The 20864-nt window shown below is 67.2% G+C and carries 21 protein-coding genes; 5 read left to right on the plus strand and 16 right to left on the minus strand.

Annotated features, from left to right (window positions below):
* The first annotated feature begins 222 nt into the window (after window positions 1-222).
* The 3 genes from M2299_RS04425 to M2299_RS04435 are packed head-to-tail and all read left to right on the plus strand — an operon-like array spanning window position 223 to window position 2676.
* The gene (locus M2299_RS04425; RefSeq protein ID WP_099785944.1) at window positions 223-1290 is read left to right on the plus strand and encodes a L,D-transpeptidase; all 1068 of its coding nucleotides are present in this window, start codon (window positions 223-225) and stop codon (window positions 1288-1290) included.
* A gap of 17 nt (window positions 1291-1307) precedes the next feature.
* Window positions 1308-2033 carry a murein L,D-transpeptidase catalytic domain family protein gene (locus tag M2299_RS04430; protein ID WP_280883944.1) on the plus strand — a complete coding sequence of 242 codons (726 nt, stop codon included), beginning with the start codon at window positions 1308-1310 and terminating at the stop codon, window positions 2031-2033.
* Between the two features lie 34 nt (window positions 2034-2067).
* On the plus strand, window positions 2068-2676 hold the full coding sequence (locus M2299_RS04435) for a HutD family protein (protein ID WP_099842051.1): 609 nt from the start codon (window positions 2068-2070) through the stop codon (window positions 2674-2676).
* A gap of 402 nt (window positions 2677-3078) precedes the next feature.
* On the opposite strand, the gene M2299_RS04440 is transcribed toward M2299_RS04435, so the two are convergent.
* From M2299_RS04440 to M2299_RS04500, 13 genes are all read right to left on the minus strand, one after another.
* Complete coding sequence (locus M2299_RS04440) at window positions 3079-4683, minus strand: sulfite reductase subunit alpha (protein WP_280883945.1); 1605 nt, start codon at window positions 4681-4683, stop codon at window positions 3079-3081.
* Window positions 4680-5651, minus strand: coding sequence for an FAD:protein FMN transferase (locus M2299_RS04445; RefSeq protein ID WP_099844223.1), 972 nt, complete (start codon window positions 5649-5651; stop codon window positions 4680-4682). Before M2299_RS04445 ends, M2299_RS04440 begins: the two co-directional genes overlap by 4 nt.
* A 55-nt stretch (window positions 5652-5706) precedes the next feature.
* A complete protein-coding gene (locus M2299_RS04450; RefSeq protein WP_025873992.1) occupies window positions 5707-6510 on the minus strand; it encodes a DUF4198 domain-containing protein in 804 nt (267 codons plus the stop codon).
* A gap of 125 nt (window positions 6511-6635) precedes the next feature.
* Window positions 6636-7154, minus strand: a complete 519-nt coding sequence (locus M2299_RS04455) for a DUF2271 domain-containing protein (RefSeq protein WP_032975835.1) — start codon at window positions 7152-7154, stop codon at window positions 6636-6638.
* A 40-nt stretch (window positions 7155-7194) separates the two neighbouring features.
* Complete coding sequence (locus M2299_RS04460; protein ID WP_032975837.1) at window positions 7195-7833, minus strand: PepSY-associated TM helix domain-containing protein; 639 nt, start codon at window positions 7831-7833, stop codon at window positions 7195-7197.
* 160 nt (window positions 7834-7993) lie between these two features.
* Window positions 7994-10414, minus strand: a complete 2421-nt coding sequence (locus tag M2299_RS04465) for a TonB-dependent receptor (protein ID WP_280883946.1) — start codon at window positions 10412-10414, stop codon at window positions 7994-7996.
* Window positions 10415-10561: 147 nt separating this feature from the next.
* A complete protein-coding gene (locus M2299_RS04470) occupies window positions 10562-10957 on the minus strand; it encodes a hypothetical protein (protein WP_080149535.1) in 396 nt (131 codons plus the stop codon).
* A 172-nt stretch (window positions 10958-11129) separates the two neighbouring features.
* Entirely contained in the window at window positions 11130-11807 is a 678-nt protein-coding gene (locus M2299_RS04475) for a Fe2+-dependent dioxygenase (RefSeq protein WP_280883947.1), read from the minus strand.
* Between the two features lie 10 nt (window positions 11808-11817).
* Entirely contained in the window at window positions 11818-12537 is a 720-nt protein-coding gene (locus tag M2299_RS04480) for a tetratricopeptide repeat protein (RefSeq protein WP_280883948.1), read from the minus strand.
* Between the two features lie 70 nt (window positions 12538-12607).
* Complete coding sequence (locus tag M2299_RS04485; protein WP_032975842.1) at window positions 12608-14890, minus strand: TonB-dependent siderophore receptor; 2283 nt, start codon at window positions 14888-14890, stop codon at window positions 12608-12610.
* 153 nt (window positions 14891-15043) lie between these two features.
* Window positions 15044-15448, minus strand: a complete 405-nt coding sequence (locus M2299_RS04490) for a hypothetical protein (RefSeq protein ID WP_099783125.1) — start codon at window positions 15446-15448, stop codon at window positions 15044-15046.
* Window positions 15449-15609: 161 nt separating this feature from the next.
* Window positions 15610-15942: a non-heme iron oxygenase ferredoxin subunit gene (locus M2299_RS04495; protein ID WP_025873985.1), complete on the minus strand. Its 333-nt coding sequence runs from the start codon at window positions 15940-15942 to the stop codon at window positions 15610-15612.
* Window positions 15939-16478 carry a GNAT family N-acetyltransferase gene (locus M2299_RS04500; protein ID WP_100435921.1) on the minus strand — a complete coding sequence of 180 codons (540 nt, stop codon included), beginning with the start codon at window positions 16476-16478 and terminating at the stop codon, window positions 15939-15941. The genes M2299_RS04495 and M2299_RS04500 overlap by 4 nt, the downstream gene beginning before the upstream one ends.
* Window positions 16479-16644: 166 nt before the next feature.
* Between M2299_RS04500 and M2299_RS04505 the strand changes: the two genes are divergently transcribed.
* Both M2299_RS04505 and M2299_RS04510 read left to right on the plus strand, forming a co-directional pair.
* Window positions 16645-16956: a hypothetical protein gene (locus M2299_RS04505; protein ID WP_280883949.1), complete on the plus strand. Its 312-nt coding sequence runs from the start codon at window positions 16645-16647 to the stop codon at window positions 16954-16956.
* A gap of 166 nt (window positions 16957-17122) precedes the next feature.
* Window positions 17123-17503 (plus strand): hypothetical protein, encoded by a 381-nt coding sequence (locus M2299_RS04510; protein WP_099842059.1) that lies wholly within the window; start codon window positions 17123-17125, stop codon window positions 17501-17503.
* 79 nt (window positions 17504-17582) lie between these two features.
* On the opposite strand, the gene M2299_RS04515 is transcribed toward M2299_RS04510, so the two are convergent.
* The 3 genes from M2299_RS04515 to sufC are packed head-to-tail and all read right to left on the minus strand — an operon-like array spanning window position 17583 to window position 20862.
* Complete coding sequence (locus M2299_RS04515) at window positions 17583-18839, minus strand: cysteine desulfurase (protein ID WP_280883950.1); 1257 nt, start codon at window positions 18837-18839, stop codon at window positions 17583-17585.
* Window positions 18836-20098 (minus strand): Fe-S cluster assembly protein SufD, encoded by a 1263-nt coding sequence (gene sufD, locus M2299_RS04520; protein ID WP_025873981.1) that lies wholly within the window; start codon window positions 20096-20098, stop codon window positions 18836-18838. Before sufD ends, M2299_RS04515 begins: the two co-directional genes overlap by 4 nt.
* A complete protein-coding gene (gene sufC, locus M2299_RS04525) occupies window positions 20098-20862 on the minus strand; it encodes a Fe-S cluster assembly ATPase SufC (RefSeq protein WP_089239372.1) in 765 nt (254 codons plus the stop codon). Before sufC ends, sufD begins: the two co-directional genes overlap by 1 nt.
* Between the last annotated feature and the right edge of the window lie 2 nt (window positions 20863-20864).

Genomic DNA, 20864 nt, shown 5'->3' on the forward strand with positions numbered 1-20864 from the left:
ACCTGTGGAAGGGGCTGAGATACAAACAGGACAGACGCGGCCGCGTGCAGGATGCAACGCCGCCCCCGCTTCGCAGGATGCGAGGGGGTGGCAGCAGGCCGACAGGGACGTGACGATTGCCCGGTACGACACATGGCTGTGTCGCCGGGCAATTTCTTTTGGCGCGGCTGCGACGTGCCCATGGTGTACGGTGGGGCCTTCGCATGGAATGGAACCTGCTGGATGCACCTGCACCGTTTGACCTTGATGCTCGCCGTGGCCTTGGCACTGCCGTGCGCCGCACAGGCGGCCGCACCCTCCAAGCCTGTCGTGGCCACGACCTCCGAAGTACGCGGGCCGACCGACCTCAAGCCGGGCGAGTACCTGTGGCATCCGGAAGTCTCGCCGGCCGGTCCGATCGTGCTGGTGGTGAGCCTGGATGAGCAACGGGCTTACGTGTACCGCAATGGCATTGCCATCGGCCTGACCACGATCAGCTCGGGCAAGACCGGCCATGAGACGCCGACCGGTGTGTTCACCATCCTGCAGAAGGATAAGGACCACCGCTCCAACCTCTACAACAGCGCACCCATGCCGTACATGCAGCGGCTGACCTGGGACGGCATCGCCCTTCACGGCGGCAGCCTGCCCGGGCATCCGGCCTCGCATGGCTGCGTGCGCCTGCCGCAGGCCTTCGCCCAGAAGCTGTTCAGCGAAACCAAGCGCGGCGATACGGTGGTCGTGGCCGATGCCAAGAGCGCGCCGATGACGCTGGCCTATCCGGCGGTGCTGGCGCCGGTGAATGCACGCGGCCAAGCCCTGCCGGAAAGCGAGGGCGGTGCTCCCGACAAGGCCTGGTGGGATGATGCGGCCGCACCCAGTGGCCAGGTCGGCATCCTGGTCAGCCTGCACGACCAGCGCCTGTACGTGCTGCGCGATGGCGTGATGATCGGTGAGTCGCCGCTGAAGGCCGACGCGCTGCCAGCGTTCCAAGGCACCACCCTGTTCGTGATGGGCCAGGGCTACAGCGATACGCCCAGCCCGCTTGATGCACAGCAGCGCCTGCACCAGTGGACGGCCTATCCGCTGCTCGGCCAGGACCGCGCCCAGGCCACGCCGGACCTGCTGGCCACGCCGTCGTTGCCGATGGCCCTGCCGGCCGATTTCGCCCGCCAGCTGTACCAGGTGCTGGTGCCGGGCACGACCCTGCTGGTGACGTCGCTGCCGGCGGTGCGCCCAAGCGCGGCTGAATCGGGAATGCAGCCGGTCTTGGAATCAGAGCCGCCAGCGTCCACCCTCAAGGGATCCTGAGACCTCCCTACGTGCCCATGTCTGCTTCCCCCCTGTGCCGGCTGGCCGCCCTTGGCCTGCTGGCAACCACTGCCAGTGCCCCGGCCGGGGCACAGACGCCCATTGCCGCCATCAGCGCCGACGACCTCGCCGCGCAGCTGGCACGCACCGCGCCCAAGGCGGACCGTCGGGTTCTGCAGTTGGCTGCCCACGCCATGCGCTGCGCACTGCAGCGGCCGGAGCTGGGAGTCAGCAGTGAACGCCTGAGCGTGATCGATTACTCGCGGCCGTCCACCGAGCCGCGGATGTGGGTCTTCGATCTCGCCCGCCAGCGGCTGTTGTTCGAGGAGTGGGTGGCGCACGGCCGCAACAGCGGCGAGAACCGCACCGAACATTTCTCCAACCGCGATGGCAGCTTCATGTCCAGCATCGGTGCGTTCACCGCGCAGGAAACCTACATGGGCGGTAACGGCTATTCGCTGCGCCTGGCAGGGTTGGAGCCGGGGTTCAATGATCGTGCACGCGAGCGCGCCATCGTCATCCACGGTGCGCCGTATGTGAATCCGTCCACTGCGCAGTTGCAGGGGCGGTTGGGGCGCAGTCTGGGCTGCCCGGCGGTGCGGTTGTCGGTGGCCAAGCCGCTGATCGACGCGCTGCGAGGCGGCACGATGGTGTTTGCTTACTACCCCGACAAGGACTGGCTCAAGCACTCACAGCTGCTGGGCGGCGATTGCGGTACGGCTGCGGGTCTTGCAACGCGTTGATGCGTTGCGGCGCGCGGCATGATGCAATGCGCGCATGAACATCGACTCCCTGCTGCAGACCCCGAGCCAGGTGATTTCCAGCCTGGACTACCGCCGCGAACGCTGGCGCAACGGCCTCGGCTGGACCCGCGAGATCCTGCGGTTGCCAGCGCAGGGCGATGATTGGGCGTTGCGCCTGTCGGTGGCCGAGATCGAGCAGGACGCCGCGTTTTCCGCATTCCCGGGCGTCGAGCGCGAACTGGTGCTGCTGCAGGGCAATGGCGTGCGCCTGCGTTTCGAGGACGGCCGCGTAGCCGAGGTGCTGCCACCGCATGGGCGCGTGCGTTTTGCCGGCGAATCAGCGCTGCACGGCGAGCTGGTGGACGGCACCACCCACGATTTCAACCTGATGTGGAAGCGCGGACTGCTGCAGGCCGAGCTGCTGCACCGTCCACTGGTCGGGCCGATGTTCTTCTTCTGCGAGCCGGGCGTGGCCTGGGCCCTGCACCTGTTGGGCGGGCAGGCCACGTTCGGCGCGGACAGCGGATTGCCTGCGATGCAGGCCGGCGATACCGCGTGGTTGGCCGCCGGTGAGCGTCAGCGGCATGCATTGCAGGGCGGCGGCGAGTTGTTGGCAATACGGGTGAGCGCGGCGGGCGGCTGAGCCAGCGTCGGCGCCCGGAGGCAATCATCCACGCATGGCGTGGATCTACTGCAGCATGGTTGTCACCTTGGATCCGCGTAGATCCACGCCATGCGTGGATGCGGCGGCCGATATCGCAGGTGCGGACAAGGGATTGCCGCCAGCCGTTCAGTAGATCCACGCCATGCGTGGATGCAGCAGCCGATATCGCAGCAGAGTGCCAACAAGGGATCGCCGCCAGCCGTTCAGTAGATCCACGCCATGCGTGGATGCAGCAGCCGATGCCGCAGAAGGGTGCGAACAAGGGATCGCCGCCAGCCGTTCAGTGGATCCACGCCATGCGTGGATACAGCAGCCGATGCCGCAGCATGGTGCCAACCAAGGTTCGCACCCACCAGGAGGCAATTCGCCCCAAACGTTCGCTCAATACACGTCGCGCCGGTAACGACCGGCCAGCAGCAGCGCTTCCTTGCCGTCGGCACCGAGCACCTGCTCGATCACCGCATCCACTGCCGGGGCCATGCCCTGCAGGCTGCCGCAGACCAGGATCGTCGCGCCGTCATCGACCCACTGCCGCAGCGTGGATGCTTCGGCCAGCAGGCGATCCTGCACGTAGCGATGTGCGCCGCCATCACGGCTGAATACCGTATCCAGGCGGGTCAGCGTGCCGTTGCCGAGCATCGCCTGCAGTTCATCGCCGAAGTGGAAATCATGCGCGGCCGAGCGTTCGCCGAACAACAGCCAGGTGCGGGCACCGCCAATGCGTGCGCGTTCGTGCAGGTGCGCGCGCAGGCCGGCGATACCGGTGCCGTTGCCGATCAGCAGCAGTGGAACATCAGCGGCGACGCCATGGAAATTCTCGTTGCGGCGCAGTCGCACCTGCAGCGTTGCGCCGATGACGGCGTGGTCGCACAGCCAGCCACTGCCGATGCCCGGCGTGCCATCGGCACGCAGCTGCCGGCGCAGCAGCAGTTCCACCGCGCCGTCGTCCATTACCGAGGCGATGGAGTATTCGCGATGTGGCAGGGGCTGCAGTGCCGCCAACAGCCCAGGCAGATCGCCTGCTGCAACCAATGACGGCAGGTGCGAGCGCGCAACGCGGGCGAGCAGCGTCGTGCCGTCGTCCAACACGGTGTCCGCATCGAAGCCCTGCGTCTGCAGCCAGTTGCGCGTGCTCTGTTCGGCATGCTGCGGACCGACCTCGGCGATGTCACCGGCCTGCCACTGCGCGTCGCTGCCGGTCGGGGGCTGCAGGCGCAGCCAATAGACCGGCCCACCGGCGCTGCCGGGGTTGAGGTGGGTACGCTGCAGCAGCGTCCACGGCTGGTACTCGGCCGGTGTCCAATCGGGAAGTTCGCTCGCGCCGCCGCCGAGCTGGCCAAGCAGTTGCTGCCAGTGGCGCAGGGCAGCTGGATCGGCGTTGTCGACTTCAATGGCATCGAACAGCGGATGTGCTCCGTGCTGGCGCAGCCAGTCGTGCAGCTGGTGGCCGAACGCGCAGAAATGCCCGTAGCTGCGATCGCCCAGTGCGAGTACCCCGTACTGCATGTGGTGCAGGGGCGGCGGCGTGCTCATCACCTTGCGCAGGAAGGGCAGGGCGTGGTCGGGTGCATCGCCTTCGCCGGTGGTGCTGACGATGAACAGTACACGCGCGCTGCCCGCCAGCAGCGTGGCATCGACCTCATGCAGACCGCGCAGGCGCACCGGCATGCCGGCCGATCGCAGAGCCTGCGCACTGCGCTCGGCCAGTTCGCGGGCGAAGCCGGTCTGGCTGGACCAGACCAGCAGCATCGGTGGGTTGCCGCCTTCGGGCGTGTCGTCACGCGGACGGCTGCGCCACCACAGCACGCTACACGCCAGCAGATACAGCGCAGTGGCGGCCAGCGCGATGCCCCATTGCCGGGCCGGCGGTGCACCCTGCCACCACGCTTCGCCCAGGTGCAGACACAGCAGTGCCCCGCCGATCACGGCCAGCAGGGCCAGCAGCATGACGTTGCCAACGGTCGCGCGCGGGAAACGCATGCTCATCCAGCCTGCTCATCCAGCAGCTGCTGGAAGGCGCTGCTGAGGGTTTCGCGTGGGCCGGTGGTGGTGCGTTCCAGGTAGCGTGCGGCCAGCCCCTCGCGCTCTGCCAGCGCGATGCCTGCATCGCGGCCGAGTACGGTCAGTGCGGTGGCCCAGGCGTCAGCGTGCATCGCGTCGCTGGCGACCACGGTGACGGCGGCTGCGACCTGCCGTACCGGCGTGCCGCTGCGCGGGTCGAGGCTGTGGCTGTAGGCCACGTCATCGTCGTGATAGTGGTGCCAGCGATCGCCGGAGGTGGCCACCGCCTTTCCGTCCAGCGCCAGTACACGCGGTGGCGTATCGGTGTGGGCATCTTCTTCCGGCGCCGACTCCACCAGCACGCGCCACGGCTGGCCGTCGGGCTTGCGGCCGTAACCGGCCAGTTCCCCACCGACTTCAATCAGTGCGGCATCGACATCCTGGCCGCGCAGCCAAGCGGCGACGTGGTCGACGCCGAAGCCCTTGGCGATTGCCGAAAGATCCAGCTCCAGGCCACCGGGCTGCAGCAGCGCATCCTCCTGCCAGTGCAGGCGCTGCCAGCCGCAGCGTGCACGGGTTGCCTGCAACGTGGCGGCATCGGGTGCGCGCCGTGCGCCGGCATGGGCGCCGAAGCCCCACAGCGCCACCAGCGGGCCGACGGTGGGGTCGAACGCACCGCCGCTGGCTGCAGCGATGGCCTGCGCGCAGGCCAACACATGGCGTGTTTCGATGGGAAGCACGAGGTACTGACCTGCGTCGGCACGGTTGTAGCGGCTCAGGTCGGAACCCGCTTCCCAGGTGCTCATCTGCGCGACCACTTCATCCAGACGTGCCTGGATGCCAGCATGCAGTGGATGCAGGTCGCGCTGGCGCGGTACGACCAGTGACACGCTCCAGGTGGTGCCCATGGTGGTGCCGCCCAGCCGGGCGATGTCGAGTGCGGTAGAGGTCATGGGCATGCGTGGCAGGCTGCAATACCAGGGCGCGCCGGGTATCGCAGCGCTGTCTTTACTGCGGCAGCACTTCCAGCGTGGCGACGTAGCTGAGGCGGCGCTTGGCGGCCTGCTTGACCGAGGTCTTCTTGTCCTCGGTGCCGGTTTCCAGCCAGTACATGCCGGCTTCCGGCCAGGTCACCTTGATCTCGCCCTTGGCGTCGCTGGTCAGCTTCTGCTCGTCCTGCGCGTTGCGGTAGCGGGTGCCGCCGCGCACGATCTCGAACTCCAGGCCTGCGGTCGGCTTGCCGTCGACCAGTACGCGGAAGGTGGCTTCCTCGCCGGCGAACAGGTCGTTCGGGTGACCGACGGCCACCAGTTCGATGCCGCGGTTGGTCGGCTTCAGCGCGGTGTCGTTCGGCGCCCCGTTGGTGACGAAGGTCTCCACGCGGCCGACCGACTGGCTCACTTCCAGCTTCTTCGCATCCTTGGGCAGTTCGCCGAAGGTGGCGGCGGTACCGCGCCAGCGCTTGCGCTCGCCGTTCAGCTCATAGGTGGCCGACAGGCCGTCGTTGACCGAGGCGATGCGGTAGGTGCCCTGCTGCTTCAGCTCGACGTCGAACACGCTGCGGTACTTGCCGGTGGCCGCGTTCTGCGCCTGCACGGTGCTGCCATCCGGGGCGGTGATCACCACCGATTCCAGGCGCAGCGGCACGTGATTGAAGTAGAACAGGTCGTTGGAGACCGCACCGTCGACGGTGATCCACGGCGCGTTGCCGGCGATCACGGTCTGCGAGGGCAGCAGCCAGGCCTTGTGGGCCAGGGCAGAGAAGGGAAGGGCAGCGGCCAGAGCGGCGGCGAGGACGAGCGTGCGCTTCATGCGGAAGACTCCAGGGTGATTGATGGGGTCAGAGCCCTTCCTGCGGAAGTGATCCGACCCCTGGGGTGCTGCGATGGGTTCGGATCCCTTTCCAGCGGAAAGGGCTCTGACCCCGGCTCAGGCAATTACGGTTTGACGGCGAGGGTCACCTGGCCCAGTTCGGTGGCGCCCTGCGCGCGGCCGTTCTGTGCGGCGGTGGCCGGCCAGGTGAAGGGAATCTTCAGCAGTTCACGGCCGCCGACTTCGCGCACCGCTTCCACCACCAGGGTGTAGTTGCCCGGGGCCAGCTGCTTCAGTGCGGGCTGCTTGTCGTTGAACGACAGCGCGTGCTTGCCGGCCGGGCGGGTCGGGCCGGTCACGCCGTCCACCGGCACCTGCAGGGTGCGGCCGCTCTTGCGCCACCACTGGCGCAGGTCGGGCAGCCACTTGGTGCCATGGCCTTCGCTGTTGCTGGTCTGCTGGTACCAGACCGACAGGTTGGCGGCGACCTTCTGGTCGGCGCCTTCCAGCCACACCGCCACATACGGGCGGTGGTACTCGGCCACGTTGAGCTTGGGCACTTCGACGTTGATGTCGAGGGTGGTGGCGTAGGCCGGCGAGGTGGCCAGCAGGCCGCTGAGGGCGATGGTCAGGGTGACGCGCATGGGGCGGCTCCGGAAGAACGGATGGAAGTCACGGTGGAAGTCAGTGGATCAGCAGCAGGGCGATCAGCAGCGGGATCATCAGGCCCAGGCCGACCAGTGGCCAGGTCATGCGTCGCTGCCGCGCATGCAGGTGCAGCAGGAACAGGCCGGTGATGCAGAACACCAGGCAGGCCACGGCGAACACGTCCAGGAACCAGCCCCATGCGGGGCCGGCATTGCGGCCCTTGTGCAGGTCGTTGAGATAGGACACCGCGCCGCGCGAGGTGGATTCGTACTCCACCGCGCCGGTTTCGCGGTCGATGCTCAACCAGGCGTCGCCGCCGGGGCGTGGCAGTGACAGATAGATTTCCTCGGCCGACCATTCGGCGGGTCGACCGCCAATGGAGATGCCCAGCTGATCGTCGAGCCATTGCCGGGCCGGGCGCGGCAGTGGTGCATTGCCGTCCTCGCGGGAGCCCAGGCCGCCGAGCAGTTCGGCCGGCAGTTCCAGGTGCTGGTTCTGCACCTGTGGCTTGGCCTCGATCTTTGCTGCATGGTTCAGCGTCAGGCCGGTCACCGCGAACAGGAGCATGCCGATCAGGCAGACCGCAGAGCTGATCCAGTGCCACTGGTGCAGGGTACGCAGCCAGAAGCCGCGGCTCTGCTGCTGCTGCACGGTGGAAGATGCGGGACGGCTCACGGCACGGTTCGGGACGGATGAATACTGGTCATTACATCATTGATGAGAATTGCTCGCAATTAGATGTCGTTGTGTATCTCTGAAAGGGTAGTGCCGGTAGATCCACGCCATGCGTGGATGAAGCGGTGCCGACCAAGGTCGGCACCCACCAGAGCGGCGATCAGAACTTCGCGTTGAGCGAGATCCAGTAGCTGCGGCGCTGGTCCTTGGTGGCGTAGTCGTCCACGCAGTTGTATTCGCTGGGGCTGGTCAGCAGGCACGACTGCGAGACGAAGTTCTTGTCGAACAGGTTGTTGACCCGCGCGTTGACCGTCAGCCACTGCGTGGCCTTCCAGCTGCCACCGAGGTGGAAGAGGGTGTAGTCCTCGTAGTAGCGGGTATGACTGGCACCGGCGGCATCAAGGATCGTGTCGCGGTAGCGGTCGTAGCGGCCTTCGCCGATCAACGACAGGCTGATGGCATCGTTGAGTTGCCAGTTCAGGCTGGCGTTGGCCATGTGCTTGGCCGGCATGGTGCCGGTGATCGGCAGGCCCTTGCCGGAACCGGCGGTCTGCTCGCTCTTGGTCCAGGTGTAGTTGCCGCGCAGCTGCAGGGTGTCCAGCAGGTCGACGTGGCCGGCCAGTTCTGCGCCACGTGTCTCGGCCTTGTCGATGTTCACGCTCTGGGTGAAGGTGCTGTAGCCCAGCGACGCCCAGCCCGGGCCGATGTCCACGCAGTAGCCACTGCCGGCCGGCGCGACTTCACAGTTGGGGAATGTGCCGCCGCTGGCGATCTTGTCTTCGAACTTGTTGATGAAACCGGTGACGTTGAAGCCCCAGCGCTGGCCCTCGTAATAGGCGGCCAGCTCGTAGTTGGTGCTGGTTTCCGGCTTCAGGTTCGGCGAGCCCACCAGCGGCAGCACGCCCTGGCCACCAAAGCCGGTGATGCCGGGGAACAGCTGGTCCGGACGCGGGGTCTTGTAGCCGGTGCTGACGCCACCCTTGAAGGTCCAGGCATCGGTGGCATTCCAGACCAGGTAGCCGCGCGGGCTGAGGTGGCTGCCGAAGATGTTGTGGTCGTCGTAGCGCAGGCCGAAGGTGGCGGTCAGGGTGTCGGTCAGCGACCAGTTGTCCTCGGCGAACAGCGCCCACATGCGGTGCTTCTGTTTGGTGTTGCTGCGGTAGCCGGCACCGTCCATGCCGAACACGCCGTCCACCATGTCGGTGTCGTTGTACTGGCCGCCCACAGTCAGCTTGTGCGCACCGAAGTCGAGGTCGAGCATCGTGTCCAGCACGTAGCCTTCCAGTTCCATGGTGCGCAGCGGCCGCGGCAGGAACGCCTGCAGGCGTGCCTGTTCGCTGGCGTTGAGTGCGGCCAGCCCGTTGTTGCGGCCGGCGGCACAGTTGTTCGCGGCACCGGTGCGGCGGCAGACGTCGTTCCACAGGGTCTGCAGGCCGGCGCGCTCGTCCAGCGTCAGTGGCAGCGAGCGGCCGAGGTTGTTGCTCTTGCTGTGGGTCAGGGAGGTCTGCCAGGTGCCGAAGCTGTAGCGGCCTTGATGGGTCAGCGAGAGCTGGTCGCGCTCATAGCGCTGGTAGGCGGTGTAGCCCACGCGCGGCTGCACCACGCGGCGGGTGACGGTGCCGCTGCCATTCGGGATCGGCACCACCGCGTTGCCCACGCGCCACAGGCTGGCCAGGCTGTCGAGGGTGCCGGTCTGGCCTTCGCTGTTGTCGTACTTCTGGCGTGAGACGTCGTAGTCCAGCCACAGTTCGTGGTCGTCGTTGACATGGAAGTTCAGGCGCACGCCGGTGTTCCAGTTGGTGTTGGCCACCGACTTGCCGCCGCCACCGAAACCGATGCTGCGTTCCCACAGCGTGCCGTCGGGCAGGGTCAGTGCATCCCATTCGGGATTGGATGCCTTGGCGTCGTAGTAGCTGCCGCGCACGGCCAGGCCCAGGCGATCCTTGACCAGCGGGCCGCTCAGGTACAGATCGGTGCTGCGCGCGTCGCCGAACTGGTCGTCCTGCTGCACGGTGAAGCCTTGGGTGACCGCACCGTGCCAGCTGTCCTGGTTGCGGCGGGTGATGATGTTGATGACGCCGCCCATTGCATCCGAGCCGTACAACGTGGACATCGGGCCACGCACCACTTCGATGCGCTCGATCGCATCCAGCGGCGGCAGGTAGGCAAACTGGCCACCACCGAAGTTGTTCGGATACAGCTGGCCGGCGTTGCTCTGGCGGCGACCGTCGATCAGCACCAGGGTGTACTCGGACGGCAGGCCGCGCATGGAGATGGTGGCGCGGCCGTTCTTGTCGGTGGCTTCCAGGCCGACGTCGATGCCTTCGACGTCGCGCAGGGCGTCGACCAGGCTCGTATAGGGGCGCTTGCTCAGCTCTTCGCGGCTGACCACGCTGATGCTGGCCGGTGCATCGACTACCTTCTGCTCGAAACCGGAGGCGGTCACCACCACCTTGTCCAGCGTCTGCTGCGCGCCGCTGGCGGCACCATTGGCGTAGGCGGGAGCCGCGACCGCAGCCAGCACGGCGCTGGTCAACAGATGGCGGGACAGGGACGAACGGACACGATGGCGCTGGGCCATGGCAGATACCTCGAAGGATGTAAGCAGCGCGATGCCGGGTGCGGAGCGCACACGGCAGGGCAGGGATGGCCCGGTCAGGGGCGGCAGGGGCGAAGCAGGCAGGGGCGAGCCGGTGCAACCGCGCAGGCGGTCACGGCGTGCCGTGGATCAGGCGAGCGGCGGCGCCTGGCCGCGCTGCTGGCGGCGCCCGGGCGCATCGGCCCAGGGCATGTCCGGTACGGCCAGCGGCCAGTGCGGACGCGCGCCGGAGGGAACCGACGCAGAGGGAACCAGATCAAGTTCGGTGCGCAGCCAGTGGCTGGCCAGCAACAGCGGCGGGATCGGCTTGTCCGTGGACTTGGCCGGTGCCGAGGCGCAGCGCCGCAGTTTGGCCGGCGCTTCTTCCTGCAAAGGGCCTTCGCCGCCGCGCTCTTCCAGCGGCTGCTGCAGCGCCTGGGGCGCGGCAGCGTGGGCGACCGGCAGCAGCGGCAGGGTGCCCAGCAACAGCGTCAGCATCGCCACCCACGCCAGCAGGCTGGCCAGCGCAGGCCGACGGCCGCGCATGGCGGTGCCGAGCTGTACAAGCCGAAGCGGGCGAGGGCGGAACGGGCGACGCAAGCGGAGATCCCTGGCTGGCCGGAACATCCGGCGTCAACGGGGCGTGATTGTAATGAGACCCGTTAGCCGTTGCAAATGAGAATGATTGCCAAATTGCCACGGGGGTGGCCTGATCGGTTCAGACCTCGCTCCAGCGCCGCAGCAGGTTGTGGTACACCCCGGTCAGCTGCAGCACCGCGTCGGCATCGCCATCGGTCTGCCGCAGGCGCTCGATGGAGGTATCCATCTCCCACAGCAGACGACGCTGCACATCGTCGCGGATCATGCTCTGCACCCAGAAGAACGATGCCACGCGCGCACCGCGGGTGACCGGATTGACCTTGTGCAGGCTGCTGGAGGGATACACGATCAGATCGCCGGCCGGCAGTTTCACCTCGTGCTCGCCGTAGGTATCACTGATGATCAGCTCGCCGCCGTCGTACTCGTCCGGGTCGGACAGGAACAGCGTGCAGGAGATGTCCGAGCGTAGCTGCTCGCCGTTGGCCAGGTTCATCACCGCGCCATCGACGTGGAAGCCGTAGGTGCCGCCGCCGCTGTAGCGGTTGAAGCGCGGTGGCAGGTACTTCAAGGGCAGCGCGGCGCTGAAGAACAGCGGATGCCGTGCCAGGGCCACCAGAATGGTTTCGCCCAGTTCGCGGCGCAGCGGCGAAGCTTCAGGCAGCTGCTGGTTGTGCTTGGCCTGCGCGCCGAGGTGGCCGACGGTCTCGCGGCCATCGGTCCAGTCGGCTGCGTCGAGCCTGCGGCGGGTGTCAGCCACCTGTCCGGCGCTGAGGATGTCGGGGATGTGCAGCAGCATGCGGAAGTCCTCAGCAAGCAGACGGTGCGACCAGCGCGCGCACCTGCGGGTAGGGTGAGGCGGCCAGCTCGGGCACGATATGTGCCATGAACGCGGGACTACCGTGCTGCAGCGCCAACTGCAGCCAGTGCACGGCCTGTTCGATCTCACCGGCCTGCAGAAGGATGGAGGCGTAGTTGGCCTGGCCGCGGAAATCGCCGGCCTCGGCCGCGCGCCGATACCAGCCCAGTGCAGCCTGCGGATCGCGACCGGTGTCCAATCCATCTTCCAGATGCCGGGCCAGCAGGTTCATCGATTTGGCGTGGCCCAGATGGGCCGCGCGGGTGTACAGCGCCAGTGCCTGTGCACGTTCCTGTGGTACGCCGCGGCCGGTGGCCAGCAGGTTGGCCAGGTTGTACAGGCCCCAGTCCAGGCCGGTGTCGGCGGCGCGCCGGTACCAGACCGCTGCGAGCGAAGGATTGGCGGTGGTGCCCTGGCCCAGCTCATGGCAGCGGCCAAGCATGTTCATCGCCATCGGCGCGCCGTTGTTGGCTGCAGTCTCGTACCAGAGCAGGGCCGCAGCAGCGTCCTGGGGCGTGCCTTTGCCTTCCATGTGCATCTGCGCCAGCAGCAGCTGCGCCTCCACCTGCCCGGCCTGTGCTGCATCGCGCACGCGCGCGAAGGCAGCCTGCGGGTCGTGCAGCAGCAGGTCGGTCAGGGCGTCGGAATCAAAGGGGATGTTGGAAGCCATGCGCGGAGTATCGCCGGAAACAAAAACGGCGGCAGGAGATCCTGCCGCCGCGTGGGTGATGCGGGTTACATCAGAACTTCACGTTCAGTGCCAGGGTGGCCGAACGACCCGGGGCGATGCTCGCGTAGTGCGACGCGTAGGCCTTGGTGAAGTAGGTCTTGTCGGTCAGGTTCTGCACGTTCAACTGCAGGCTGATGTTGTCCTGAATCGCGTAGCTGGCCATCGCATCGAAGCGGGTATAGCTGGGGATCCACTTGGTGTTGGCCACATCACCGTACTGCTTGTCGGAGTAGTTGGCGCCGGCGCCGACGGTCAGGCCGAACGGGAAGCGGTAGGTGGTCCACAGGGTGGCGCTGTGCTTGGCGGTGTTCGGGAACACGTTGCCGTTGTACGGCGAGGGCACGTAGATGTTGGACGGGCAGGTGCGGCCGGACACGGCGCAGACGAAGCCGTTGTCCTTCAGTTCCGAATCCAGGTAGGTGTAGCCGCCGTACAGGCTCCAGGCGTCGGTCAGCTGGCCGGTGAAGCCCAGTTCCACGCCGTTGATTTCCTTCTTGCCGGCGTTCTGGCTGGTGCCGTTGTCGACGGTCACGCGCGCGTTGTCCATCACGGTGTGGAAGATCGCCGCGGTCAGGTTCAGGCGGTTGTCGAACAGGTCCCACTTGGTACCCAGTTCGAGGTTCTTGGTGTCCTGCGGCTTGAGGTCGGCCACGGCCGCGCTGAGGCCATCGGAACCATCGCCACCGTCCATGCCCGGCGGGGTGGAGGAGGTGCCGTAGGACAGGTAGATGCTGCCGTTGGCGGTCGGCTTGAAGACAATGCCGGCCTGGTAGTTCAGGAAGTCATTGTCATTGCGCACGCGGGTCGGCGCCTTGCCGGCCACCGGGGTGGTCAGGGTGGTGGAGAAGTCGTCGTAACGCAGGCCGACGTTGATCATCCACTGCGCGTTCAGTTCGATGGTGTCGAACAGGTAAGCGGACTTGGTCTTGGTGCGCTGCTCGACGTCCAGCGCCTTGTCGCTGCGGTACACCGCATGGGTGGCCGCCCACGGATCGTTCGGGTTCGGGTTGTCGAAGCTGGTGCAGTTGTAGCCGGTGGCCGCGCCGGTGGTGGGGCACTTGCTGCTGTTGGTCAGCGGATTGTTGGTGCCCGGGGTCATCAGGTAGCTGCCACGGGTCATCTTCTCGTCGCTGTATTCCGCGCCGGCGCTGTAGCTGTGCTTCAGTGCACCGGTCTGGAAGCTGCCGGTCAGGCTCAGCTGGTCGGCGAAGCTCTTGACGTCGACGGCGCGGCTGTTGGTACGGCGCCACAAGGTGCCGTAGTTGTTCGGGTTGCCCTGGCTGTCGTCCGGCTGGGTCCACAGGTAATCGTTGCTGGTGTTGCCCAGGCGCGCGATGTTGCGCAGCTTGTGGCTGCCGAAGTCGTAGCTGCCGTCCAGCGTGCTGATGTCGGCGCGGGTGCGCTGGAAATCGCGGTCCACCAGGCCGTAGTAGTTGTTGCGGTCGGGCACCATCGGGCGGCCGTCGACCCACTTCGACACCGGCGCGCCGTTCGGGTTGCCATACGGGAAGCCGCCTGCGTCGGGCAGGTCGTCGCTCTGCATGTGGTAGTGGCTGGCGATCAGCTGCGCCGGGCCGTTCAGGCCGAACGCGATCGACGGCGCGATGCCCCAGCGGCTGACGTTGGCCGCGTCACGACCGGCAATGTCCGACTCGTGCTTCATCAGGTTCAGGCGTGCGGCGATGCCATCGCCCAGCACGTAGTTGGCATCCACGGTGCCGCGTGCGTAGCTGTCGGTGCCGATGCCCATGCTGGCAGTGGTCTCGTTCTTCAGCTTCGGGGTCTTGCTGACCAGGTTGAGGCTGCCACCACCGGAGTCACGGCCGCCGTAGGCCGAGCTCGGGCCCTTGACCACTTCCACCTGCTCCAGGTCGAACACTTCGCGGGTCTGCGAACCGACGTCGCGCAGGCCATCGACGAACATGTTGCTCTGCGAGTCGAAGCCGCGGATGAAGGGGCGGTCACCGGTCGGGTTGCCGCCTTCGCCGGCGCCGAAGGTGATGCCCGGGACCATGCGCAGCGCATCCTGCAGGTTGGTCGCACCGGTTTCGGCGATCAGCTTCTCCGAGACGATTGAGACCGACTTCGGAGTGTCCAGCAGCGCGGCGGTGAACTTCGGCGAGGACGGGTTGAACCAGCTGCCGCGCACCTGGACCTTGTCCAGCTCGGTGGCCTTGCTGGCGCCGGCGTCGTCGGCGGCCTGCGCGGCCAGCGGCGCGAAGCCGGCGGCGAGGGTGGCGGTGGCCAGTACGGAAACGCGAGGTGCGTACTTGCGGGTCTTGATGTGGGTCATGGGTAGGTTGGCGGTGGCTTGGATGGGGAGTAAGCGAGAGCTGGCCAGCACGACTCAATGGCGCGATGGCGGCGGCGAGGTTCGGGCAGTGCCAGGCCATGCCTGGCGGCAGTTCAGACGAGGCGAGGCGCACGGCAATGGCCGCAGGGCGCCTCAGATGGCGTGCGGAGCCGGAGGTGCGTGGCCGGGATTCAGGCGCAGCGAGGGGTCGTGCCGCTGCCAGCGCAGGGCATCGGAGTGCCACAGCGGGATGTGGGCCACCAGCGCAGCGCGCGGCGGCGCAGCGCCGGTACAGGGCGTGCCGCTCTCACCGTCCAGCGGAGGTTCCGGGGCCGGCACAGCGTGGTGGGGGCATTCGTCGCTGGAAGGAGCCGGCAGCGGAGCGGCCTGGTCCATGTTGTCCAGATGCGCCTGCCAGCCGGCGTTGGCGGTGTGGCCGCCACGCCCTTCGTGCAACGCCGACCAGCCCAGCAGCAGCGTCAGCAGCGCGGCCACAAGCAGCGGCCACCCCTGACGGGCGAGCTGGCACAGCGTGGCAGTGGGCGCGGACGAAGCCATGGCGCAGGCGGAGGCGTTACGAAGATGTTACGTAGGATAACATCAACGATAATGATTCGCATGTACGGGCATGGCAGGCCACCTGGAACGGACCCGAAAGGCCCTGGCAGGGCGCTCAGGCTGTTGCAGTAGATCCACCCCATGGGTGGATGCCTTGAACTTCAATCGCGGTCGTCGCGGGTCCAGATGGCGTCGTGTTCGCGCTTCACCGGAAACTTCGGCACCGCGGTATAGGCCGGCGCACACAGGGCGCGGCCATCACGCACGTCGAAGCGCGCGCCATGCAGAACGCATTCAACGCTGCCTTCGGCGGTGTTGAACTCACCCGAGGACAGCTCGAACTCCTCGTGCGTGCACTGGTCTTCCAGCGCGTACAGTTCGCCGTCGAGGTTGAACACCACGATCGGCGTACCGGTGACTTCGTCGAACACGCTCTTCATTTCGCCCGGCAGCAGTTCGGCGCCGGCGCAGACAAAGGTCCAGGCCTCGCTCACGCGGTGGCCCCGGCCAGCGGCTTTTCCAGGATCTCGAAGCGCAGGTCGTCGCGCTTGGGGATGCCGAAACGTTCGTCGCCATACGGGAACGGCTTCTTGATGCCGGTGCGCTGGTAACCGCGGCGCTCATAGAAGGCGATCAGTTCGTCGCGGATGTCGATCACGGTCATCTGCATCACCGGCACGTTCCATTCGCGTGCGGCGAGGGCTTCGGCCGCGTCCATCAACTGCTTGCCGACGCCGCCGCCCTGCTGGGCCGGGTCGACCGAGAACATGCCGAAGTAGCCCTTGCCGTCGACGTCGGCGACGTGGGCACAGGCCACGAGCTGGCCGTCGCGTTCGGCCAGCAGGATGGTCGAGCGCGGGCGGTCCAGGTCGCCCTGGATGCCTTCGGCATCGACGCGGGCGCCGTCCAGCAGGTCGGCTTCGGTGGTCCAGCCGACGCGGCTGGCGTCGCCGCGGTAGGCCGAGGTGACCAGGGTGATCAGGGCGGGGATGTCGGCCGACGTGGCGGCGCGGAAGGTCAGAGTGCTCATGGGGGCATTCTAGGTGGGGCGGGGGCGGGCGCAAAATGGGTCGAGGCAATGGGCCAGGGTCAGATCCCTTTCGCGCCGCGAAAGGGCTCTGACCCCATCCCTGAATCCCACCCTGCGAAAACGACGGCACTATGGGAACAAGGATCCAGGGAGGATCCAGAGGGCCGTGACCATGCGATTCGACGCTGTTGTCTCCGTTCGCTTCCTGCAGAGCGCCGAAGGTGGGAGGCGCACTGACATCGTGGGACAGGTATACGCCTGCCCGTTGTTCGTGGCGGGCCGAGTATTTGCCTGCCGCGTGCTATTGCAGGAAGGACGGGCCGTCCTTGGGGAGAGCTACGAACTTCCCGTTGCGTTCCTGTTCCCGGAGGACGCGCTCGCCGTGGCCAACGTGGGAGAGGGCGTCTCGCTGTGGGAGGGAAGGACGATTGCGCGCGGCCGGATTCTGCGTGTCGCCTGGAGGCGATTGCAGGAGTGAGCCGGTGATGGGGCCACATGCCTTCTGCAATCTTCCGCGCGCGAGGCAGCGTGGGGAAACGAGCGAGGCTACGGCTGAATCGCGAACGCCGTAGAGGTTGAGGTTGCGCATGGACTATGCTCCCGCGGTGCACAGATCCGCACGGAAGCGATGAGGCGTTACCCGCATGATGCGTACCAGGGATGGCAAAGCGACCACCTACCCGATGCTGCGCCTGCGCGTGCTTGCGCTAGCCGTTCTTGCGGTGTCGGCGTGCTCAGGGTTGACCGACACTGTCGTGGTCGTCAGGAACGTGGGCTCCCAGCGCATCGACGCGGTGCAGATCGACGCTGGCGGTCGAGTGACTGAGCTCGGGGCGATCGATGCAAATGCACAGGTTTCGATGACGCCGGTGGTCCAGCAGGACTCGTCCGTATCCGTGCGCTATCGGGAAGCAGGCCTCGAGGTCGCGTGCCTGGGTGATGTGTACCTGACGCAGAATCTGCGGGCACGCATCGAGGTGCAGGTGGGCGATGGCACGTGCAAGGTCGTGGATGCCACCCGCTAGCTGGGTGGCCGGGGTCAGAGCCCTTTTCGCGGTGCGAATGGGATCTGACCCCGGATTGCCGCTCTGCCGGTGTGCGGGCTCACCCCAACAGCTTCCGCACCTTCGTCAACGCACTCATGAACCGCTCGATCTCTTCATGCGTGTTGTAGAACGCCAGCGACGCACGGCAGGTCGCCGCCACGCCGTAGTACTGCAGCAGCGGATGCGCGCAGTGCTGGCCCGAGCGCACGGCCACACCTTCCAGATCCAGCAGGGTAGCCAGATCGTGCGCATGGGCGCCGTCGATCAGGAATGACACCACCGCCGCCTTTTCCGGTGCCTCGCCGATGATGCGCAGGCCGTCAACCCGGCGCAGCTCTTCGGTGAAGTGCGCCAGCAGCTCGGTTTCGCGCGCTTCCACGTGGTCCAGGCCGACGTTCTGCAGATAGTCCGCCGCCACGCCCAGGCCGATGAAGCCGGCGATGTTGGGGGTGCCGGCTTCGAACTTGTGCGGGGCGTCGTTGAACACGGTGCCGTCGAAGCTGACTTCCTTGATCATCTCGCCGCCGCCCAGGAACGGCGGCATCGCGTCCAGATGCTCGCGACGCGCCCACAGCGCACCGGTGCCGGTCGGGCCGCACATCTTGTGGCCGGTGATGGCGTAGAAGTCGCAGCCGATCGCGGTGACATCGACCTTGCGGTGCGGTGCGGCCTGCGAGCCGTCGACCACGGTGACGATGCCGCGCTTGCGCGCTTCGCGGCAGATCTCGCGCACCGGGTTGATGGTGCCGAGCACGTTGGAAACATGGGCCACGGCCAGCAGCTTGACCTCGGCGGTCATCGCCGCGCGCAGCGCGTCCAGGTCCAGCGCGCCGTCGGGGGTGATCTCGGCCACGCGGATGGTCGCGCCGGTGCGCTGGGCGACCAGCTGCCACGGCACGATGTTGGCGTGGTGTTCCATGCGCGACACCAGGATCACGTCGCCGGCCTTCAGCCGGGGCAGGGCCCAGGAGTAGGCAACCAGATTGATCGCGAAGGTGGTGCCGCTGCACAGCACCAGGTCGTTGCTGCGCACGTTGAGGAAACGGGCCAGCTTGTTGCGTGCGCCTTCGTAGGCGTCGGTGGCCTCGGTACCCAGCGCATGCACGGCACGGCTGACGTTGGCGTTGTAGCGGCGGTAGAACTCGTCCACCGCGCCGATCACCTGCACCGGCTTCTGGCCGGTGTTGGCGTTGTCGAAATAGACCAGCGGCTTGCCGTGCACTTCGCGCATCAGCAGCGGGAAGTCCAGGCGCACGCGCGCCCAGTCGGGGGCGTCGGCGGGTGCTTCGATCGGTCGCGGGGTGGACAGGTTCATGCCACGCCCGCCTCAGCCAGCGCCTTGTCCAGCCGGCGTGCCAGCTGTTCGCGCAGCGCTTCGGGCAGCACCCTCAGCGGCTCGTGGCAGAACGCGGCGCTCAGCAGCGCCTGCGCCTGGGCCTGCGGCAGGCCGCGCGAGCGCAGGTAGAACAGCGCGTTGGCGTCGAGCTGGCCGACGGTGGCACCGTGTGCGGCCTTCACTTCGTCGGCGTCGATCACCAGCGTCGGCTGGGTATCGATCTCGGCGTCGGCCGACAGCAGCAGGTTCTTGTTGGACAGGTTGGCGTCGGTGCCATCGGCACCGGCACGGATCTGGATGCCGCCATGGAACACCACGCGGCTGCGGTTGGCCGCCACGCCACGCCACTGCAGCTCGGCGCTGGTGTCGCGGGCGATGTGGTCGATGCCCAGGCGGGTATCGACGTGGCGGCGGCCGTTGCCGAGCAGCACGCCATTGGCAGTCAGCTGGGCGTTGTCGCCTTCCAGACGCACGTTGAGCTCATGGCGGCTGAGCGCGGCGCCCAGCTCCAGGTCCACGCGGTGGTACTGCGCGTCCTTGGCCAGCACCGCGTCGGTGCGCAGGAAGCTGGTCTGGCGCGCGCTGCCGGCCTGCACGCGGGCGTGCTTGAGCACCGCATCGCGGGCGACGTGGGCGTGCAGTACCGTGTTGTCCAGATGCGCCGAATCACCGACGCTGAAGCGGTGCTCGACCACGCCCAGGCTGGCGCCGGCACGCAGTTCGATCAGGTGCCGGTGGTGCCAGGCCAGGTCGGTGTCGCCGGCCACGCTGGCGAATACCAGCTGCAGCGGCACCTCGACCTGCACGCCGTCGTCCACGCGCAGCACCACGCCTTCATCGGCGAGGGCGGCGTTGAGGCGGGCGAACACATCGTCGCTGCGATCGTAGCGGCGGCCGAGGAAGCGCACGGCGTCCTCGCCAGCGGCCAGTGCAGAAGACAACGTTTCCAGCTGCACGCCGGCCGGCAGGCCCTGCACGTCGCTCAGCGCGTCGTTGAGGCGGCCATTGACGAACACCAGGCGCGGTGCCGGGATGTCCTCCAGCGCGGCGGCATCCAGCAGCGCCGGGGCCAACGGTGCGGCCGCAAAGCTGCGACGCTCCAGCTGGCGCAGCGAGGTGTACTTCCAGGTTTCGCTGCGTGCGCCGGGCAGGCCGTCGCGCAGCACGCTGTCGAGCACTTCGCGGCGCGCATCGCTGCCGCAGAAGGCCTGGGCCATGGAGTCGAGCAGGGCGCTCATCAGACTGCCGCCTCGGGCACGACCCGGTCCTTCAGGAAATCATAGCCGTGCGCTTCCAGTTCCAGCGCCAGCTCCGGGCCACCGCTCTTGACGATGCGGCCATCGGCCAGCACGTGCACCACGTCCGGCTTGATGTAGTCCAGCAGGCGCTGGTAGTGGGTGATGACCAGGAACGAGCGGTCGGCGCTGCGCAGCGCGTTGACGCCGTCGGCCACGCTCTTCAGTGCATCGATGTCCAGGCCCGAATCGGTTTCGTCCAGGATCGCCAGCTTCGGCTCGAGCACGGCCAGCTGGAAGATCTCGTTGCGCTTCTTCTCGCCACCGGAGAAGCCTTCGTTGACGCCACGGTGCAGCAGTTCGTCCTTCAGGTGCAGCACGGCCAGCTTCTGCCGCACCAGCTTGAGGAACTGCATGGAATCGAGCTCTTCCTCGCCGCGCGCCTTGCGCTGTGCATTCAGCGCGGCGCGCAGGAAGTAGGTGTTGTTCACGCCGGGGATTTCCACCGGGTACTGGAATGCCAGGAACAGGCCGGCAGCGGCGCGCGCTTCCGGGTCCTGGTCGAGCAGGTCGACGCCTTCAAACTGCACGCTGCCTTCGGTGACCTCATAGCCGTCGCGGCCAGCCAGGACATTGCCCAGCGTGGACTTGCCGGCGCCGTTGGGGCCCATGATGGCGTGCACCTGGCCCGGCTTCACTTCCAGGGACAGGCCCTTGAGGATTTCCTTGTCGCCGATGCGGGCGTGGAGGTTTTCGATCTTCAGCATGG

Origin of the sequence: Stenotrophomonas sp. 1278 (assembly GCF_029892765.1) — a bacterium.
Lineage (GTDB): Bacteria > Pseudomonadota > Gammaproteobacteria > Xanthomonadales > Xanthomonadaceae > Stenotrophomonas > Stenotrophomonas indicatrix.

Coding starts and splice junctions, on each gene's coding strand:
- M2299_RS04475 (WP_280883947.1), bottom strand. CDS start 11,807: ATGCTGCTGCACATCCCCGACATCCTCAGCGCCGGACAGGTGGCTGAC.
- M2299_RS04465 (WP_280883946.1), bottom strand. CDS start 10,414: ATGGCCCAGCGCCATCGTGTCCGTTCGTCCCTGTCCCGCCATCTGTTG.
- M2299_RS04490 (WP_099783125.1), bottom strand. CDS start 15,448: ATGGCTTCGTCCGCGCCCACTGCCACGCTGTGCCAGCTCGCCCGTCAG.
- M2299_RS04510 (WP_099842059.1), top strand. CDS start 17,123: ATGATGCGTACCAGGGATGGCAAAGCGACCACCTACCCGATGCTGCGC.
- M2299_RS04500 (WP_100435921.1), bottom strand. CDS start 16,478: ATGAGCACTCTGACCTTCCGCGCCGCCACGTCGGCCGACATCCCCGCC.
- M2299_RS04485 (WP_032975842.1), bottom strand. CDS start 14,890: ATGACCCACATCAAGACCCGCAAGTACGCACCTCGCGTTTCCGTACTG.
- M2299_RS04450 (WP_025873992.1), bottom strand. CDS start 6,510: ATGAAGCGCACGCTCGTCCTCGCCGCCGCTCTGGCCGCTGCCCTTCCC.
- M2299_RS04445 (WP_099844223.1), bottom strand. CDS start 5,651: ATGACCTCTACCGCACTCGACATCGCCCGGCTGGGCGGCACCACCATG.
- M2299_RS04455 (WP_032975835.1), bottom strand. CDS start 7,154: ATGCGCGTCACCCTGACCATCGCCCTCAGCGGCCTGCTGGCCACCTCG.
- M2299_RS04440 (WP_280883945.1), bottom strand. CDS start 4,683: ATGAGCATGCGTTTCCCGCGCGCGACCGTTGGCAACGTCATGCTGCTG.
- M2299_RS04470 (WP_080149535.1), bottom strand. CDS start 10,957: ATGCGCGGCCGTCGGCCTGCGCTGGCCAGCCTGCTGGCGTGGGTGGCG.
- M2299_RS04515 (WP_280883950.1), bottom strand. CDS start 18,839: ATGAACCTGTCCACCCCGCGACCGATCGAAGCACCCGCCGACGCCCCC.
- M2299_RS04430 (WP_280883944.1), top strand. CDS start 1,308: ATGTCTGCTTCCCCCCTGTGCCGGCTGGCCGCCCTTGGCCTGCTGGCA.
- sufD (WP_025873981.1), bottom strand. CDS start 20,098: ATGAGCGCCCTGCTCGACTCCATGGCCCAGGCCTTCTGCGGCAGCGAT.
- sufC (WP_089239372.1), bottom strand. CDS start 20,862: ATGCTGAAGATCGAAAACCTCCACGCCCGCATCGGCGACAAGGAAATC.
- M2299_RS04480 (WP_280883948.1), bottom strand. CDS start 12,537: ATGGCTTCCAACATCCCCTTTGATTCCGACGCCCTGACCGACCTGCTG.
- M2299_RS04435 (WP_099842051.1), top strand. CDS start 2,068: ATGAACATCGACTCCCTGCTGCAGACCCCGAGCCAGGTGATTTCCAGC.
- M2299_RS04425 (WP_099785944.1), top strand. CDS start 223: ATGCACCTGCACCGTTTGACCTTGATGCTCGCCGTGGCCTTGGCACTG.